This window comes from Streptomyces sp. NPDC012637 (genome assembly GCF_042954805.1).
GTDB lineage: Bacteria > Actinomycetota > Actinomycetes > Streptomycetales > Streptomycetaceae > Streptomyces.
Genome location: NZ_JBIBDS010000001.1, coordinates 680,541 through 697,216 on the forward strand (window position 1 = coordinate 680,541; position 16,676 = coordinate 697,216).

The 16,676-nt window shown below is 73.9% G+C and carries 10 protein-coding genes; 5 read left to right on the top strand and 5 right to left on the bottom strand.

Features of this window, described 5'->3' with window-relative positions; genetic code table 11:
* Positions 1 to 107 precede the first annotated feature (107 nt).
* Positions 108 to 2,180, top strand: coding sequence for a discoidin domain-containing protein (locus tag ACFY8W_RS03095; RefSeq protein ID WP_391099463.1), 2,073 nt, complete (start codon positions 108 to 110; stop codon positions 2,178 to 2,180).
* Positions 2,181 to 2,256: 76 nt separating this feature from the next.
* Here the strand turns inward: ACFY8W_RS03095 and ACFY8W_RS03100 are convergent, their stop codons facing one another.
* Positions 2,257 to 4,164, bottom strand: a complete 1,908-nt coding sequence (locus ACFY8W_RS03100; protein ID WP_391099465.1) for a cellulase family glycosylhydrolase — start codon at positions 4,162 to 4,164, stop codon at positions 2,257 to 2,259.
* Between the two features lie 25 nt (positions 4,165 to 4,189).
* The gene (locus ACFY8W_RS03105) at positions 4,190 to 5,518 is read right to left on the bottom strand and encodes a YncE family protein (RefSeq protein ID WP_391099467.1); all 1,329 of its coding nucleotides are present in this window, start codon (positions 5,516 to 5,518) and stop codon (positions 4,190 to 4,192) included.
* Between the two features lie 285 nt (positions 5,519 to 5,803).
* Here ACFY8W_RS03105 and ACFY8W_RS03110 point away from each other — a divergent pair, with 285 nt between their 5' ends.
* From ACFY8W_RS03110 to ACFY8W_RS03120, 3 genes are all read left to right on the top strand, one after another.
* A complete protein-coding gene (locus ACFY8W_RS03110; protein WP_391099469.1) occupies positions 5,804 to 6,982 on the top strand; it encodes an ATP-binding protein in 1,179 nt (392 codons plus the stop codon).
* Positions 6,970 to 7,641 carry a response regulator gene (locus ACFY8W_RS03115; RefSeq protein ID WP_391099471.1) on the top strand — a complete coding sequence of 224 codons (672 nt, stop codon included), beginning with the start codon at positions 6,970 to 6,972 and terminating at the stop codon, positions 7,639 to 7,641. Before ACFY8W_RS03110 ends, ACFY8W_RS03115 begins: the two co-directional genes overlap by 13 nt.
* A gap of 104 nt (positions 7,642 to 7,745) precedes the next feature.
* Entirely contained in the window at positions 7,746 to 10,736 is a 2,991-nt protein-coding gene (locus tag ACFY8W_RS03120; protein ID WP_391099474.1) for an AAA family ATPase, read from the top strand.
* 160 nt (positions 10,737 to 10,896) lie between these two features.
* Here the strand turns inward: ACFY8W_RS03120 and ACFY8W_RS03125 are convergent, their stop codons facing one another.
* From ACFY8W_RS03125 to ACFY8W_RS03135, 3 genes are all read right to left on the bottom strand, one after another.
* A complete protein-coding gene (locus ACFY8W_RS03125) occupies positions 10,897 to 12,456 on the bottom strand; it encodes an ATP-binding cassette domain-containing protein (RefSeq protein ID WP_391099477.1) in 1,560 nt (519 codons plus the stop codon).
* On the bottom strand, positions 12,453 to 15,191 hold the full coding sequence (gene lanKC / locus ACFY8W_RS03130) for a class III lanthionine synthetase LanKC (RefSeq protein ID WP_391099479.1): 2,739 nt from the start codon (positions 15,189 to 15,191) through the stop codon (positions 12,453 to 12,455). The genes ACFY8W_RS03125 and lanKC overlap by 4 nt, the downstream gene beginning before the upstream one ends.
* 105 nt (positions 15,192 to 15,296) lie before the next feature.
* Positions 15,297 to 15,410, bottom strand: a complete 114-nt coding sequence (locus tag ACFY8W_RS03135) for a class III lanthipeptide (RefSeq protein ID WP_391099482.1) — start codon at positions 15,408 to 15,410, stop codon at positions 15,297 to 15,299.
* Between the two features lie 538 nt (positions 15,411 to 15,948).
* On the opposite strand from ACFY8W_RS03135, the gene ACFY8W_RS03140 reads away from it, so the two are divergent.
* Entirely contained in the window at positions 15,949 to 16,551 is a 603-nt protein-coding gene (locus ACFY8W_RS03140; RefSeq protein WP_391099485.1) for an isochorismatase family protein, read from the top strand.
* The last annotated feature ends 125 nt before the right edge of the window (positions 16,552 to 16,676 follow it).

Below are 16,676 nucleotides of genomic sequence, written 5' to 3' on the forward strand. Positions count from 1 at the left end.
TCACTCCGCGATCCTCGCGATCCTCGGCCCGGAGCCGCTGTTACCGCAAGAAACACCCTGGACGGCTCGCAGCCCGGTATCCCCCATGACCGAAGGCATCGCTGACCATGAATCGACCATCAACACGCGGGGCGGGCGGCCGGTTCGCCCTCGTGTCCCTGTTCATCGCCCTGGCCACCGTCGTCTTCGGCGCCGGTCCGGTCCCCGCCGCCGACACGGGCGGCTCCTGGTGGGAGCCGGCCTCCCGCCCTGCGCCCGACTCGCAGATCAACGTCACGGGCACGCCGTTCACGGGAACGGACGCGTCCGGCAAGGTGCGCGGCTTCGTCGACGCCCACAACCACCTGATGTCCAACGAGGGCTTCGGCGGCCGCATGATCTGCGGCCAGACCTTCTCCGCCGCGGGGATCGCCGACGCGCTCAAGGACTGTCCCGAGCACTACCCGGACGGCTCGGGCGCCCTCTTCGAGCACCTCACCGGCGGCGACAACGGCAAGCACGACCCCGTCGGCTGGCCCACCTTCAAGCACTGGCCCGCCCACAACTCCCTGAGCCACCAGCAGAACTACTACGCGTGGGTCGAGCGGGCCTGGCGCGGCGGCCAGCGGGTGCTGGTCAACGACCTCGTCACCAACGGCCTCATCTGCTCGCTCCTGCCCCGGGACCGCGGCTGCAACGAGATGGACGCGATCCGTCTCGAGGCGCGCAAGACCTACGAACTGCAGGACTACGTGGACCGGATGTACGGCGGCCCGGGCAAGGGCTGGTTCCGCGTCGTCACGGACTCGGCGCAGGCCCGTTCGGTGATCGAGCAGGGCAAGCTCGCGGTCGTCCTCGGCGTGGAGACCTCGGAGCCCTTCGGCTGCAAGATGATCCTCGACGTCGCCCAGTGCAGTGAGGCGGACATCGACAAGGGGCTCGACGAGCTGTACGGCCTCGGTGTGCGCAGCATGTTCCTGTGCCACAAGTTCGACAACGCGCTGTGCGGCGTCCGCTTCGACAGCGGCACCACCGGTGTCGCGGTCAACATCGGCCAGTTCCTGTCCACGGGCACCTTCTGGGTGACGGAGAAGTGCGCGGGCCCGCAGAGCGACAACCCGATCGGCCTGGCCGCCGCCCCGGCGGCGATGGCCGAGAAGCTGCCGCCCGGCGTGACCGTGCCCTCGTACGCCTCCGACGCCCGGTGCAACAAGCGCGGCCTCACCCGCCTCGGCGAGTACGCCGTCAAGGGGATGATGCAGCGCGGGATGATGCTCGAACTGGACCACATGAGCGTCAAGGCCGCGGGCCGGGCGCTGGACATCCTGGAGTCCGAGGAGTACCCGGGCGTCCTCTCCACCCACAGCTGGATGGACCTGGACTGGACCGAGCGGCTCTACCGCCTCGGCGGATTCGTCGCCCCGTACATGCACGGCGCCGAGGGCTTCGTCGGCGAGGCCGCGCAGAAGGCGGACCTGCGGAAGAAGTACGGCGTCGGTCTCGGCTACGGCACCGACATGAACGGTGTCGGCGGCTGGCCGGGACCGGTCGGCGAGAGCGCCCCGAACGCGGTGAAGTACCCGTTCAAGAGCTTCGACGGCGGCTCGGTGCTCGACCGGCAGGTGACGGGCGAGCGCACCTGGGACCTCAACAAGGACGGTGCCGCGCACAACGGTCTGGTCCCGGACTGGATCGAGCAGATCCGGCTCACGCCGGGCGGCCCGGCCGTCGTGGAGGAGCTGTCGCGGGGCGCCGAGTCGTACCTCACGACCTGGAAGGCCACCGAGCGGCACGAGGTCGGCGTGAACCTGGCGTCCGGGGCGCCGACCGCGGCGAGCACCACCCAGTGGTGGAACCCGTTCGTGGACTACTCGCCGGGTCTCGCCACCGACGGGAACACCGGCACCCGCTGGGCCAGCGAGTGGTCCGACGACCAGTGGTGGCAGGTGGACCTGGGTTCGTCGCGCCGGGTCGGCCAGGTCACCCTGGACTGGGAGGCGGCCTACGCGCGGGCGTACCGGATCGAGCTGTCCGACGACGGCACCCACTGGCGTTCCGTGTGGTCCACGGACTCCGGTGACGGCGGCTACGACACGGCGGAGTTCGCCTCGCAGCCGGCTCGTTACGTGCGGGTCCACGGCGAGCGGCGAGGGACCGGCTGGGGCTATTCGCTCCACGAGGTGAAGGTCACCAGGTCCTGATCCGCAGAACACCGAAGGGGCCTGCCGTGTCCGGCAGGCCCCTTCGTCGTGTGCGTCGTCGTGTCCGCCGGGCCGGCTACAGAGCTCGGCAGAGCAGGGCGTCGGGCGTCTTGCCCTTCGCCCAGGCGCCGGTGAAGGCGACCCCGGCGACGTACTCGGTGGTGGCGCACTGGCCCTTGTAGTTGCCCTGGGCGAACTCGCCGCCGGGCCCGCCGGCCGGCCGGTTGTCGCCGCGGTCGAACCACACGGTACGGCCGGAGACCGGCAGGGCGCGGGTGGCGGGGGCGCACAGGGCGGCCGAGACGGCCTGGCCGCGGACGCTGTAGCCGGTCATGAACTGGCCCTGCGGGCACTGGAGTTTGGTGTAGCCGGAGGCCCAGTCGCCCTCCTTGACGTAACGCTCGTCCCGGACGACCGTGAACGCGCCCGTCGGCGCGGTGAGCCCGGCCGCTCCGGCATCGGTGCAGAGGCCCCGGCCGTCGCGGTGGGCGAGGCCGACGAGCCGCTGTCCGTCGGGGCAGACGCCCTTGCGGGCGCCCTGGTCCCAGTCGCCGCCCGCGCGGACGCGGAGCGACTGGACGGCGTCGGCGTGGTCGAGGTTGAGCTGGTCCCAGGTGTCGGTGACGGGGACGGTCCCGGTCTTCGCGGGGGCCGTGACGAGCCGGGTCCAGTCGGCGGCGCGCCAGTCGTCCCCGTCGAGGATGCCGGAGCGGCGGCCCTGGGCGTCGTAGTCGAGGAGCTTCCAGCGGCCGTGGCCGGTGAAGCCGACGAGGGGCCAGTAGGCGAAGTCGGCGTCGGTGGCGACGAGGTGGTCGACGAAGTTGCCGAACCAGGCACGGCCCTGGGGGTTGGTCTCGTCGGCGCCGATGCCGAACTCGCTGATCCACACGGGTGCGGTGTAGTGCCGGCCGGTGTCGGCGGAGACGAAGAAGGCCTGCCGGTCCAGGGTCGCGAACAGGTCCTCGCGTGACAGTTCCTGGTAGCGCCAGTCGTGGGTCTCGCCGGTGCCGGTGGCACCGGTGTGGTTCGGGCCGGTGTAGCCGTAGAAGTGCGCCGAGTAGACGAGCTTGTCCGAGGCGACGAGGGTGTGGGAGAGGGTGCGGGCGGGCTCGAGGGTGGGCCGCCAGTGGAAGAGGCCGTCGGCGGGGATGCCCTGCCAGTTGATGCCCTCGACGATGACGAGGAGGTCGGGGTTGGCCTCGGTGAGGAGGCGGTCGCCGAGCCGCTGGGTGGCGGTCCACCAGTCGTGGTCGTCGCCCCAGCCCCAGTTGGCGTCGTCCATGACGGTGCGCCGGACCTCGTTGTAGAGGTCGGCGCCGACGACCCGCTTGTTGTCCTTGTAGCGCCTGGCGAGGAACAGCCAGTCGTTCTCCCACTGCGCGGTGGACTGGCTGGTGTTCCAGCGCTCGTTCCCGTCGAGGCCGCAGCACCAACGGGAGGTGTTGGTGTGGTTGTTGAGGATGACGGCGAAGCCCTCGGCGGTCGTGGCGGCGACGACGGCGTCGAAGACCTGGAGCGGGGTGCGGCCGCGCAGCTGCGGGTTGGCCGCGACCGCCGCGTCGGGGACGGGGCGCTGGTCGTGGAGCATCTCGTTGGAGAAGGGCAGCCGGAGGCTGTTGATGCCGAGGGCGTGGAAGTCGGCGAGGATCGTGGCGAGGGGCGCGCGGTCGAGGCCGAGCGGGAGCTGGTCGGACTTCTCCGCGTCGTGGTGGTTCGCGGGGTCGGCGAGGTCGCCGGAGCCGTTCCACGAGCCCTGCGCGCCGTGCCAGTTGCCGGACTTCAGTTTGAAGCGCCGGCCGTCGGCGTCGACGATGTACCGCCCGCGGGTGGAGAGGGGCGGCTGCCAGCTGTCGGCGAGGGCGGCTCCGGCAGGGGCCGGTGCGGTCGCCGAGGAGGTGGCGGGGAGGGCCGAGGCGGGTGCCGCCGGTGTCCCGGCAGCCAGGAGGGCCGCGGCGAGCGCGGCCCCCAGGAGTGTTCTCTTCACGATGTCCTTCGGTGGGGTGAGGGTGTCAGCCGGCCGTGGGGCCGGTCCAGTCGGCGGGTACGTGGGCGAGCCGTACGCGCTGGGGGTGGTCGCCGACCTCGACGGAGGCGACCCGCTCGCCGGTGGCGAAGTCGATCGCGCTGACCCGGTCGGCGCCGCTCTCGGAGACGACGCAGGAGCGGCCGTCACCGCTGACGGTGGCCCAGTACGGCTTGGAGGTCTCGACGAGGGGGCCCTGGGCGAGGGTTTCGCGGTCGACGACGGTCGTGTAGTCGTCCATGGTGCCGGCGACGCACAGCCGGGTGCCGTCGGGACTCATCGAGAGGCCGTGGTGGCGGGAGTCGTTGACCCAGGTGGTGCGGTCGGGGTCGGTCGCCGGGTTGCCGGGCAGGGCCTTCAGGCGGGTGATCCGGTCGGTGGCGACGTCGTACTCGAGGAAGCCGTTGAAGAAGGAGACCTGGAAGTAGATCTTCTTCTCGTCGGGCGTGAAGACGAGGGGGCGCACGGCGTCGGAGAGGTCGCCGCGGCCGAAGGCGTCGAGCCGTTGGCGCATGTCGATCACGCGTACCGTCTTGAAGGTGGTCGCGTCGACGACGGTGATCTTCCGGTCGCCCTTGGTCCAGTCGAGCCAGGGGGCGTCGAGGGCGGTGGTGACCTCGCCGATGGACATGTTCCAGAGCAGTCCGTCGGAGGTGAAGACGTTCTCGTGGGGCTTGTCGCCGGTCTTGAAGGAGCCGAGCTGGCGGCCGGAGACGACGTCGAGGACGTGGACGGTGTTGGCGGTGGACGCGGAGACGGCGACGCGGGTGCCGTCGGGCGAGACGGCCATGTGGTCGGAGCGGTAACCGGCCACGGGGAAGCGCCAGTTGATACGGCCGGTGCGCAGGTCGACGGAGACGACGTCGGCGAAGCTGGGCCGGGAGACGACCATCGCGGAGCCGTCGGGCGTGGCGTACATGTCGTCGACGAACTGGTCGTGGCCCTCGCCCGGCCCGTTGCGCACGCCCAGGAAGAAGGCCAGCTTGATCGGGTCGAGGTGGATCTCCCGCATCCGCTCCTCGCGGTCGGGGATGACGTCGACGCGCCCGATGCGGCGGAACTCCCCACGGGACTCGATCACGTCGGCGGTGCCGTCCCAGTTGTTGCCGACGAACATCACCTCGCGCAGCCCCGCGGCGGTGCGCGCCGCGTCGGCGGTGGCCGGGGCCGCCGCGGCCGGTACGGCGGTGGCGCCGGAGCCGGCGACGGCGGCGAGCAGGGCGAGCGCCGCGGCGAGGGGGCCGCCGATCCGCCGGCGCCGGCCGCGCGGGGGCCGCGGGAGGGGGTCGGGAAGGGGCGTACGGGGAGAGGGCATGGGGGTTCCTTCCTCCGGCTCCGGACAGGACTTACCGGCGGTAAGCGAGCGAGGCTCCCCCGAGGGAAGCATGACCCTGCCGCCCTCAACAAGCCCTCGGCGGCCGCCCGTTACCCCTGAGTACGATGTCCGGGCACAGCAGCCGCACACCGTCTTCACATCGCCCACAAATCGGCTGGTAGCGGCCCTGTCGGCCGGTGCGGGCTCGGGCAGAATGCGGGACGACGGGGACGGTCGGGGCATGGTGGTACGGGAGGCACGGTCTTGCCGGTGGGGTCCTTATCCATGGCGTGGTCGCGAACCACGGGGTGGTCGCGCGCACTGCGGCAGTCGAAGGGCGTGGGCTCCGCGCTCCAGCGCGCCCGGTCGTTCATGATCCTCACCACCCTCCTGTACCGAGGGAGCCATCTCACCGTCGGCGTCCTCGCCGTCGCCCAGCGCAGCTCCGGTCACCCGGTGCCGTACCTGGGGATCGCCGCCGCGCTCGGCCTGAGCGTCCTCGGGTACGGGACCGCGCTGCGGCGCGGCTGGTTCGACGCCCGGCACGTGTGGGCCGACGTCCTCGTCACCGGCTGCCTGCTGCCGTTCGCCCTGTACGCGTGGGGCGGACTGCGGGAGACACCGGCGATCGGCTGGGCGATGCTGCTCGGCGGTTCGGCGAGCGCCGCCGCGGCCATCGCCCTCCCCCGGCTCCAGGCCGTCGTCGCCGTCGCGCTGCTCGTCGCGACCCACCTCGTCGGCTACCACCTGGTCGGCGCGAGCCGGGCCGTGCTCGGCGGGCACCTCAACTCGCTCCTGTCCTCCGCCGTGATGGCCTGGGTGATGTGGTGGTACCTGCGCCGCCAGGGCCGGCTGCTCGACGAGGCGAACGCCCGCGCGCTCGCCGCCGAGACGCAGAAGGCCCGTTACGCCGAACGGCTCGACCACCACCGGGCGCTGCACGACACCGTCCTCGCCACCCTGACCACGCTCGCGGCGGGCGGTGTCGACGCCAACGCCCCCGAGGTGCGCGAGCGTTGCGCCCGCGAGGCCGCCTACCTGCGCCGGCTCATCCAGCAGACAGCCGAGGAGGTCCACCACCCGGAGATGGGCGCCGCCCTGGAGGAGGCCGTCAGCTCCGTGGAGAGCCTCCGGCTGCGGGTCACCACCCAGTACCACGAACTGCCCGAGGTGCCGCCCGCGGTCGCCGCCGCGTTCGCCGACGCCGCCCGCGAGGCCCTCAACAACGTGCGCCGCCACGCGGGCACCGGCCACGCGTACCTCACCGCGACCGGCGAGGCCGACGGCGCGGGCGCCGTCGTGACGGTCGTCGACCGGGGGCCGGGCTTCGACCCCGAGCACCACGTGCCCGGCTTCGGGCTGCGCGGATCCGTGCACGCCCGGATGGCCGAGGTGGGCGGCCGGGCCGTCGTCGACACCGCGCCCGGCGAAGGCGTACGGGTGGAGCTGCGATGGCCGGCGTGATCACCGTCGCCGTCGTCGACGACGACCGGATGCTCCTCGACGGCATGCGGTCCTGGCTGGGCGGCGTACCGGAGCTCCGGCTGGTGGCCACCGCGGGAACCGTCGGCGAACTCCTCGCCGCCGTGGGCCCCGGCGCTCCTCCCGCCGGGCCGGGCGGCGGCGTGCCGCCGGACATCGTGCTGCTCGACCTGCTGCTCCGCGACGACTCGGCGCCGGCCGACAACATCCGGCGGCTGCTCGCCGCAGGCAGCCGGGTCCTGATGATCAGCACCGTCCCCGACCGCACCCGGATCATCGAATCCCTCCGGGCGGGCGCCGACGGCTATCTGACCAAGGACAACGACCTGCCGACCCTCGTCGCCGCCATCAAGGACGTGGCGGCCGGACACGGTGCCCACTCCCCCGAACTCGCCTTCGCCTGTGCCCACGACAACAGCCCCTCCCGGCCGAAGCTCTCGCCGCGCGAACGGCAGATCCTGCTCGACTACGCGTCCGGTCTGACCCTCAAGTCCGCCGCCCGGCGCGCCGGGATCACCGTGCACACGGCGAAGGACTACCTCGACCGGGTCAAGGCCAAGTACCAGCAGGCCGGCCGCCCCGCCTACACGAAGATCGACCTCGCCCGACGGGTCCGCGAGGACAGTCTCGACGCCGGGTGACCCCTTCCCGCAAGCCCCCCAAACGGACGGCTGCAGCGACACGCGCCCGCTTCCTATCGTCGTCCCCGGCGCGCCGCCGAGCGGGGCCGGAGTGGGAGAGGCAGATGACGGAGCCGCACGCCTGTACCGACCCGGCCCGTGGGGAACTCGTGGGCCGGGATGAGGAGATGAGCCGCCTCACCGCAGTCCTCGGGGAAGCCCGCTCGGGGCGCGGTGCGGCGGTCTTCGTCAGCGGCGAACCGGGCGTGGGGAAGACCCGGTTCGCCGCCGAGGTGATCGCCGGGGCGAGGGCGGCGGGGATGCTCGCGGTCCGGGGAGGCCCGGGGACGGTCGACGGGGCCGTTCCCTACCGGCCCCTGGTCGAGGCCCTGCTCGCCCTCGCCCGGACCGGGCGGCTGCCCGCGCCGGGGGAACCGGGCGGCCACGGGCGGGTCCTCGCCCGGCTGCTCGGGGGGAACGGGGGGATCGGGGGCGGGGGCGGCACCGGAGCGGTCCGTGCGCGGAGCTCCGTCGTGCCGCCCCTGACGGCCGCCGAGGCGATCCTGCGCACGATCGCCGGGGCGGGCGGGCGGCGGGGGTTCCTGCTCGTGCTCGACGACCTGCACGAGGCCGACCCGGGAACCCTCGCCGTCGTGGACTACCTCGTCGACCAGCTCGCCGCGGTGCCGGTGGTGCTCCTGGCCACCACCGTTCCGGTACGCGGAGTGGGGCACGGCGCGGTGGCGGCCCTCGCCGCCCGGGCGCACCGGACGCTCGCCCTGGCGCCGCTCGCCCCCGCCGACGTCCGACGGCTGGCGTCGGACGAGTTACGGGCCGGGCGAGGGGAACCGGCACCGGAGCTGGTCCGCCGGGTGACCGGCCGGGTGGTCGACGAGTGCGGCGGACTTCCCTTCGCCGTACGGGAGTTGGCCAGGGAGCTCGCCACGTGCGGGGCGCCGGCGGCGACGGGAGTGCCGCCGACGGTCGCGGCGGACGTGCTGCGCCGCACCGAGCGGCTCGGCCCCGATGCCACCCGGCTCCTGGGTGTGGCCGCCCTGTTCGGGGACGCGTTCGCCGTTCCCGCCCTCGCGTGCGCGACCGGACGCGCCGAGGAGGAGCTGGCGCCGCTGCTGCGGGCCGCGGCCCACGCCTTCCTCCTCGTCCCGGACCCGGCGGACCCCGAGCGCCTCGCGTTCCGCCACGCCCTCGCGGGCCGGGCCCTGCGGGAAGGCCTGGCGCCGGGGGAACGCACCCGCGCCGCCCGGCGGGCCGTACGCGCCATGGCCGAGGGGCATCCGGGACTGCCCGGGCCGTGGTGCGCGCGCGCAGCGGCGCTGCACGCGGCGGCCGGCGACACCGAGGCGGCCGTCCGGCACTACGCGGAGGCGGCGCGCCGGGCGACGGCCGAGGGCGCCCCGGACCGGGCGCTCACCCTTCTGACCACGGCCCACGGCCTGGTGTCCCCCGCCGTGCCGCCCGAGGCCCGCGCCGCCGTACGGGAGCGCCTGCTGGACGCCGCCGTCCTCACCGGTCACCTGGCCGCACTGCCCGCGGACGCCCTGGACCTCCCGTGCGACGGCCACGGCCTGCCGGCGCCACGCCGGGCCGCGCTGCACGCCCGCCTCGCCCGGGTCCACTCCCTCGCCGGGCGCCCGGAGGAGGCCCTGCGCCATCTGGACCTCGCCCGTTGGCTCCTCGGCGGTCCCGGCGACCTCGGCGGCCCGAGCGGCCCGAGCGGCCTGCGCGACTCCCGCGACGACGCCGAGGCAGTCGCCCTCGTCGAGCTGGCCGCCGCGCACGTGGAACCGTCCCGGCTCGCACCCGAGCGGCTGCGCACCGCCGCCACGGCGGCCCGCCGCGCCCTCGCCACGGCCCTCGCGGCAGACCTCCCCGAGTCCGCGGGGCGGACGCTCCTGGCCCTCGGCCACCTGACCCGGAACACCGACGCGGACACCGCGGCGCAGCACTTCGCGCGGGCCCGGACGCTCGTGCCCGGCCCGGCGGGCATACCGCTGCGGATCGCGGCCGACGGGTGTCTGGCGCACCTCGTGATGTGGCGGGACGGGGTGGCGGCGGCGGTCGAGGAGGTCCGCCGGGAGGCGCTGCGGGCCGGGCTCGCGCCGCAGGCGCACGAGCTGGGGGTCGCGCTGGCTCTCGACCGGGTGCGGCGCGGAGAGTCGGCGGCGGCGCGTGAGCTGATCCGGGACGGGGAGGCCGACGCGTCGCACCGGGGCCTCGGGCGGGCGGTGGCACTGTGGCGGCTGGCAGACGCGGTGCGCGCCGCGCACCGGGGCCGGCGCGACGAACTTCGGGAGGCACTGGAGCGGTTCGATCCCGTGGCCGACGCGGCGCCCGGACTGCGGGCGATGGAGTCCGGGCTCGCCCGGGGCTTCTGCTCGCTCCTGGAGGAGGACCGCGAGGCGGCCGAGCGGGAGTTCGCGCAGGCCCTCGCGTGCCACGCGGAGAACCCGGCGACCGGTGACTTCGGCCGGTACGGGGTCGCCCTGCTGTGCGGGGTGCTCGCGGGGCGGGCCGGGCGGCGGCACCACGACCGGGCGACGGCGGCGAGTGCCGCGGAGGCCCGCTGGAACCGGCCGTTCGCGGGCCTCGCCGACGCCGTGCTGCTCGGCCGGGAGGGCCGTCCCGACCGGGCGACGGCCGCGGCCGGGGCGGCGCTCCGCGCCGCCGCTCCCTATCCCCTGGCCCGTCACCTGGGCCTGCGCCTGGTGGCCCGGGCCGCGTACGAGGACGGCTGGGGCGCGCCGGCGGAGTGGGCGCGCGAGGCGGAGGAGTACTTCCACGGCGCGGGGCTCCCGGCGGTCGCGGGCGCCTGCCGGGCGTTGCTGCGGTCGATGGGCGCCCCGGTGCGGCAGCGCCGGTCGGGGACGGAGCTGGTGCCGCCGGGGCTGCGCCGGTGCGGGATCACGGTGCGCGAGTTCGAGGTGGCGCGGCTGCTCGCGAAGCGGTTCGGGAACCGGGACATCGCCGGCCGCCTGCACATCTCGCCGCGCACGGTGGAGAAGCACGTGGCGAGCCTGCTGCAGAAGACCGGCCATCCCAACCGGGCGGCCTTCGCGTCCGCCGCCCGTGAACTGGTGGCGGGCGCGGCCCCGTAGCCGAGGGTTCCGGGTGGACGGCGCACCGGCCCCGTAGCCGAGGGACCCTGGCGGACGGCGCACCAGCCCCGTAGCCGAGGGACCCTGGCGGACGGCGGTGCGCCGGTCCCGTGGCCGAAGGGGCCACGGCCGCGGCGCGCCGCTCCCGTCGTCCGCCGGCTCAGCTCCGTACCGCCCCGGCGGGCGCGCCCACGCGCACCACCCGGTCGAAGTCGAGGTCCAGGTCCTCGTCGCCGTGGTGGACGACGAGCAGGGCACGGCCCGCGGTGCGTTCCCGCAGCAGGCGCAGCACGAGCGCCCGGCCCGTGTCGTCGAGGTTCGCGAAGGGCTCGTCGGCGAGGTACGCGTCCGCGTCCTCGCAGAGCAGCGCGCCGATCCCGACCCGCTGCCGCTGTCCCGACGACAGGTCGGCGGGCAGCTGCCCGGCGAGGGCGTCGAGGTCGAGCGCGGCCCGCAGGGCGGGGTCGGTGACGAGTTCGCGCACGGGCAGCGGGGGCAGGTCGACGGGGGCGGTGAGGCTCGCGACGCGGGGCGGCAGGGTGACGGTGCCGTGATCGGGCGCGAGGGTGCCGGCGACGACGTGCAGGAGGGTGGTCTTGCCGCAGCCGTTGGGCCCGCGCAGCAGGACGTGCTCGCCGGACCGCTGGACGAAGTCGGGCAGGACCAGGTCCCGCTCCCCGGACCCGGCCGGGTCCCCGTCCGGCTCCCCGTCTCCGTAGCGGATCCGCGCGCCGTGCACCCGGATCAGCGGGCCCTCCTCGTGGTACGGGGCGGCGGGCGCGGCCCGCAGCGCCTCGATGCGCTGCAGGACGGCGGTGCTGCGACGGGTCTGCGGGATCATGTTGACCAGGTCGAAGATGCCGGTGACGGCCCGCCAGAGCGAGTTGACGAAGGCGAGGAAGCTGCCGAAGGACATCCGTCCGGAGAAGACGAAGAACGCTCCGATGACCATCGACGCCGTGTCCGAGAGGTTCATGACGAGGTCGCTGAGGGTGCGCTGCTTCTGGGCGAGACGGTGATTGGTGAAGGTGATGCCGAGGAAGCCGCCGAGCGCGTCGCGGTTGGCGGCGCGGGTGCCGGGCAGCAGGGCCGGCAGGCCGCGCAGGGCGTGGAAGGCTTCGAGGGTCCGGGTGAGGATGTTGACGTAGCGGGCCTCGGCCTCGCGTTCGGCCTCGGTGTTCTTCGCGATGCGCTTGGCGAGGCGGTTGCTGGTGAGCACGAGCGGCGGAACGATCACGAGGAGGACGAGGCTGGCCTGCCAGGACAGGTAGAGCAGGACGCCGAGGAAGACGGCGGAGGCGACGGCCTGGCGGGCGATGCGGATGCTCACGTCGACGGCCGGCAGCACGCCCTCGCGGACGTCGTTGTGGATGCGGCTGACGTACGAGGCGCTGCCGGGCCCCGCGAGGCGTCGGCCGTCCAGGCCGAGGGCGCGGGCGAGGAGTTCGGACTCCAGGGCGAGCACGAAGCCGTTCTCGAGGCGTTTGCGCCACCAGGCGGTCCAGTAGCCGGCGATGTTGAGGGTGAGTCCGAGCAGCAGGTAACAGCCGCCGAGGAAGAGGAAGCGCCGGAAGTCGGCGGTGAGGATGGCCTGGTCGAACAGGGCCTTGAGCAGCAGCGGGTGCAGCAGGGCCTCGGTGCCGCCGGTGACGGCCTCGGCGGCGAGGATCGCCGTGAACGGGGCGCGGTGTCCGCGAAGGGTGCGCCAGAGCTGGTTCACCTGGCCACCTCGTCGAGGAGGAAGTCGGCGGCGGCGCCGGTGCGGACGCGGTGGAGCACGCGCAGGACGCCCGCCGAGCCGGTGAGGTAGTCGGTGGAGCAGCGGAGCAGTCCCTCGCCGGGGACGCCGAGCGGGGCCGGTCCGGCCGGGTCGCGCGGGACGCGGAAGCGCGCGGCGGGCTCGAAGAGGAACACCCGGCGGACGTGGTCGAGCTGGCGCAGGGCCGTCTCGCGGTATCGGCGGTCCCTGGTGAACTCGGCGGCGTCGAGGAGCGCGTCGGCGATGCCGCTCATGCCGAAGGAGAAGCCGGGCAGGACGGAGTGGCCGACGTCGAGGCCGCGGAGCACGGTCCGGGCCGTGTCGAGGTCCCCGTAGCGCAGCAGGACGCGTGCCACTCCGGCGGAGCCGACCTCGTGGTACGGCTCCATGGTGCCCTCGTGCTCGAACATGACCGGGCCGCCCTCGTCGTCGATGGGGCGGGCGTGCGCCGTCTCCCAGGCCAGCGCGGCCCGGCCGAGCCGCAGATGGCTCTCCTCGCCGGTGATCTGGTGCATCCGCAGCAGGAACAGGGCGACGCCGGCCTGGCCGAAGCCGAGCCCGGTCAGCGGCCCGTCGGCCGAGAAGGAGTTGAGCCAGTAGGCGCGGGGCCCGTCCCGGTGGACCGTGTCGTGGAGGGCGTCCGCGCACTCCCGGGCGGCGGCGAGGTCGCGCGGGATGCGGTCGCGACCGTGCAGGTGGAAGCGGAGGTTGGTCATGCCGAGCCCGGCGAGGCCGTAGTAGAAGGTGTGGTCGGCGGCCTCGGTCCCGGCCGCGCGGGCCCGCCGGTTGGCGTGGTCGAGGAGCTCCCTGGCCTCGTCCCTGAGGCCGAGGGTGTCGGCGGCCCAGGCGATGCCGGCGAGACCGCTCATCAGCCCGTCGGGGTACGGCCGCGTGTCGAGGCAGGTCAGTCGTTCGCGCAGCCAGGCGCGCCACTCGTGCCGTACGGGCACGCCGGAGGCGTGCAGCGCCCACAGCACGCCGCTCGCCCCGAAGCCGAGGCTGAGCGGGTTGGTGACGTGGGCGAACGGGTCTACGGGGAAGAGCGTGGCGCGTTCCGTGTCGGCGACGGCGGTGACGAACGCGGCGACCCCGCCCTCGGCGTCCGCGAGGGCGGACGGCTCGGCGGGCCGGGGTGCGGGCTGCCGCACCTGGTCGATCAGGGCCTGTGCGTCCGCGAGGGCGTCGACGACCTCGGTGAGGCCGACGCGGGCGGCGGCGAGGCCGGTGATCAGCTCGTGCAGGCGCGGCGGCCAGCCCAGGTCGTCGAGGTAGAGGCGGTAGCTGTCGAGGACGTTCTCGCGGAGGTACGACATGGCGGCGATCGGGAAGACGAAGTACGCCATGGTGGTGGCGAGGGCGAAGAGGTCGCCCTCGAAGCCGAAGGCCTCGTAGGTGTGGCGGGAGAGGCTGAAGCCGGGCGTGAAGAGCTCGACGGGCCGGTCGAGCCCGAGCCCGTGGGCCCCGCCGTCCCCCTCGGCGTCGGGGGCGTCGGGGGCGTCGTCGGCGAGCCGGCAGGCCTCCAGGTCGACGATGGTGACCTCGTACGTGTCGGGGTCGATGAGCAGGTTGGCGGCGGTGAGGTCGCCGAGGACGACATGGCGCCGGTGGGCGGCCCTGACGGCGCGGGCGAGGCTGCGGAAGACGGTGAGGAAGATCCGCAGGAAGTCCTTGGAGCGCTCGACGTCGAAGCCGGGCCGGGCGAGCGGGTTGTGTTCGAGGAGCACCGCACGGATGTCGGAGCCCTCGACGAACTCCTCGGCGATGTAGTGGTGTTCCCAGTGGGTGAACCGCGCGACGGGTGCGGGGAAGGCGCCGGTGCCGGCGAGCCGGTTCAGGAAGGACCACTCGCGGGCGAGGATGTCGACGGCGTCGTGGTCCTGGCGGGGGTTGGGATTGGTGTGCGGGCGGGCCTCCTTGAGGACCACCTTGCGGTCGCCGTCGGCGGTGTCTTCGGCGGTGTACACGCCACCGCTGTTGGAGAACTGGATGGCGCCGGTCACCCGGAAGCGCCCGCCGAGCAGGCCGTCGTCGGCCTCGTCGGGGCCGTCGGGCTTCCAGTCGGTGAACGGCCAGGGCACCCACCAGGGGTGGGCCTGCCCGACCCGGCGGTCGTCGGGTACGGCGGTCCCGTCGGGGCCGGTGACGTGCGGTACCCGCCGCCCGAGCGCGTCGACGGTGTGGGTGTCGAGGAACTGGCCGTAACGGAAGTAGAGCGCCTTGCTGTCGCGGTAGCGGAGGTCCGACAGGACGTACGCGCCCTCGGCGCCCTCCAGGAGCCGGGCGAGGTCGGCGAGGCAGGCGCGGAAGCGCTCCTCGTCGCGCGGGTAGACGGTGACGAGCTTGCCGCCGCTGCCCCGGGACATGCCCTTGGAGTTGAGCATCTCGAAGATGTTGAGGTCGAGGGCGATCTTGAAGTCGTCGCCGCGCTCGGTGAGGTACCCGATCACGGTGGCGGCCACCTCCCGCACATTGCGGTGGTGCGCCGAGACGTGGATCTTCCAGCCCTGCGCCGGCAGGTCCGGGTCGTGCCGATGGCTCCACCAGATGCCGCTGCGGACGAAGCGCGCCCTGGTCCGCTCGTCCAGCCCGGCGAGGAAGTGGTCGTCGCGCGGGATGTAGTGGACGTCGAGCGGATCGAAGAACAGCGTGTTGTTCCAGGCGAAGAGGAACCGGTTGACCCATCGTTCGTTGCGCATCTCAGCCTCTGCTCAACCTCTGCGTTCGACAGGGAGTACGGGAATGCGGGAATGCGGGATCCGCGCGGAGGTGCCCCGTGCACCTCCGCGCGGATCACCGCCGGGTCACTCCGGCTTCGTGCTGCAGCAGTTGCTGCTGGAGCTGGTGAGGCTGACGACGGCCGCGTTGTTGGTGGCGGCCGTGGCCTCCAGCTCCTGGAGCTTGAGAACGCTGCTCATCCGGATCATCTCCTCGGAATGGCGGGTGCGCCGCTGGGCGCACGTGGATGGGGTGTCGGTACCGGCCGGCCGTTCGGCATGCGTAAGTCTTCGCCGTCCGCGGCTCCCGCACATGGGAGTTCGGCCCCCATAATCCGCGGCCCGACTTCCGCGAGAATGGTGGGGTGTGTCAGGAGTGCCGGGGTGCCGGGTGCTCCCGGGGAGTCAGGAGCACCGAGGTGTCAGGAGCGCTGGGGCGTCAGGAGCACCGAGGTGTCAGCACCGGGGTGCCAGGAGCAGGGGGGCGTCAGGAGCGCTGGAAGCGCCGGGGGACGCGCACGGCGTGCGCCTGCCGGAGAGCGGTCCTCGACCCCGCGCGCCGCGCCCGCTCGACACGCACGTGGGGCGGCGGCGATGTCCGGATCTGCAAGTCACATGACATTGCCGCCATCCAGGGCGGGTTCGTAGCGTGGACGCACGGCCACCGGGCCGCCGCGCGACACGGTCGCGGCCCGGTTCTCCGGCCGTTTCCGACCCACGCCCCGAGAAGGGACACCCATTGTCCACCACCGCGCCTTCGACCAGCCTGCGCGAGCTCAGCGGCTTCGACCAGACCCCGGCCTCGCTCGCCGCGTCGACGCTGGTCCTCGTCGACTACCAGAACACGTACACCCAGGGCGTGCTCGAGCTGACCGGCTGGGAGGCGGCTCTCGACGCCACGGCCGAGCTGCTCGGCAGGGCCCGGGCCGCCGGTGCCGCGGTCATCCACGTCGTCAACGACGGCGGCGAGGGCACGCCGTACGACATCCGCGCCGAAATCGGGCAGATCCACCCGCGGGTGGCGCCGGTCGAGGGCGAGCGGGTCGTGGTGAAGACCGCGCCCGACGCGTTCGTCGGCACCGAGCTCGGGGAGCTGCTCGACGCCGCGGGCAACAAGGACGTGGTCGTCGTCGGGTTCATGACCCACATGTGCGTGGCGTTCACGTCGGCCGGCGCCTTCCTGCGCGGCAACCGCCCGACGGTCGTCGCCGACGCGTGCGCCACGCGCCCGCTGGCCACGCCGGGCGGTGAGGTTCCGGCCGAGCAGTTGCACCTCGGCGCGCTCGCGACCATCGGCGACGTGTACGGGATCGTCGTGCCCGACGCCTCGGCGCTGAACTGAGGCGCGACGGCCCGGGACGAATCGGAACGGTCCGCGGCGGGACGGGCCGAGCCGCAACGGGCCGAGCCGGGGCAGCGGAGCCGCGACGGGCCGAGCCCGGCACCGGACGAGCCGGGCCAGCGGAG